General features: G+C 72.6%; 2 protein-coding genes and 1 pseudogene. 2 read left to right on the plus strand and 1 reads right to left on the minus strand.

Going from position 1 to position 1,396, the window contains the following annotated elements; translation table 11 throughout:
- Positions 1–62 precede the first annotated feature (62 nt).
- Positions 63–656 carry a uracil-DNA glycosylase family protein gene (locus AC27VN_RS41465; RefSeq protein WP_490880510.1) on the plus strand — a complete coding sequence of 198 codons (594 nt, stop codon included), beginning with the start codon at positions 63–65 and terminating at the stop codon, positions 654–656.
- A gap of 84 nt (positions 657–740) precedes the next feature.
- A complete protein-coding gene (locus tag AC27VN_RS41470; RefSeq protein ID WP_093343787.1) occupies positions 741–1,142 on the plus strand; it encodes a RidA family protein in 402 nt (133 codons plus the stop codon).
- Between the two features lie 7 nt (positions 1,143–1,149).
- On the opposite strand, the pseudogene AC27VN_RS41475 reads toward AC27VN_RS41470, so the two are convergent.
- A pseudogene (locus tag AC27VN_RS41475) lies at positions 1,150–1,396 on the minus strand (hypothetical protein); the annotation flags it as partial.

The raw sequence follows: 1,396 nt of genomic DNA on the forward strand, positions 1-1,396 counted from the left end.
GCCGACGCCGCGCCCGGGGCCGAGCTCAACGCCTTCTTCAAGCCCTTCGGCCGCTGAAGCACGTGGAGCCGCTGCTCGCCGAGATCCGCGCCTGCCGCGTCTGCGAGGTGCATCTGCCGCTGGGCCCGCGCCCCGTGGTGCAGGCCGGCGCGGAGGCGCGGCTCCTGATCGTCGGCCAGGCCCCGAGCATGACGGTGCACCGCACGGGCGTGCCCTGGGACGACCGCAGCGGCGACCAACTGCGGCGCTGGCTCGGCGTGGAGCGCGAACTGTTCTACGACGCCTCGCGCATCGCGCTCGTGCCCATGGGCTTCTGCTACCCGGGCCGCGGCACCAGCGGCGACCTGCCGCCGCGCAAGGAGTGCGCGCCGCTGTGGCACGAGCGGCTGCTGGCGCAGATGCCGCGCGTCGAGCTCACGCTGCTGATCGGCCAGTACGCGCAGCGCCGCCACCTGGGCAGCCGGGCGCGCGACGGCGTGACCGAGACCGTGCGCGCCTTCGCGGAATTCGCGCCGCGCGTCATCCCGCTGCCGCATCCCTCGCCGCGCAACACCGGCTGGCAGCAGCGCCATCCGTGGTTCGAGAGCGAGGTGCTGCCGGTGTTGCGCGAGCGCGTGCGGCTGGCACTGGGCATGGGTGCGGGCACGGGCGGCTGAACGCTTCGTCGCGGGACGAAGCGTGCGGGGGACGAAGGCCGCACCATCGCGGCCATCGTCATCCACCGCAACAGAAGGACCCCCATGCCCGCGCGCGAAGTCATCCGTGTCGAACCCCTCTCCACCTGGCTCGATCGCTGGAAGGCACCGGCCTCCATCGTCACGCGCCATGGCGACACCGTCTATGTCTCGGGCCTGCCGCCCTTCGATCCCGAGACCGGGCAGGTGGCGGTCGGCGCCTCGGTCGAGCGGCAGGCCGAACTGGTGCTCGAACAGCTGAAGCTGTGCCTGGAGACCGCGGGCTCGTCGCTCGCGAATGCGCTCAAGTGCAACGTGTACTGCACCTCGGTGGAAAAGTTCGCCGCGGTCAACGCGGTCTATGCGCGCTACTTCCCCGAGTCGCCGCCCGCGCGCATCTTCGTCTGCGTGCCGGCCTGGTTCGGGCCCTTCGACATCGAGATCGACTGCATCGCGGCGCGCGGCTGAGGCCGCTTCAGCGCGCGGCCTTCCTCGGCCGCGCCGCCGGCCTTCGCGGCGGCTTCGCCTCGAGCACCAGCTCCGTCGGCAGGCCGTCGTTCCACGACTCGGCGAAGTAGGCGCGGTCGCTGGGCACCAGCTGCGGCAGCGCCTCGCGCAGCGTGACCAGCGAGCGCTCGGCCGCCTTCAGGTCGCCCGCATGGGCCGCGTACCACGCATGCTCGAACAGCAGGCTGCAATGCTGCAGGCCCGGGTAGCGGCGC

Source organism: Variovorax sp. 20P10.2.4, assembly GCF_058244205.1.

What these genes read in the sequence shown, in the direction of transcription:
- AC27VN_RS41470 (WP_093343787.1), top strand. Translation starts at nt 741, where the DNA reads ATGCCCGCGCGCGAAGTCATCCGTGTCGAACCCCTCTCCACCTGGCTC.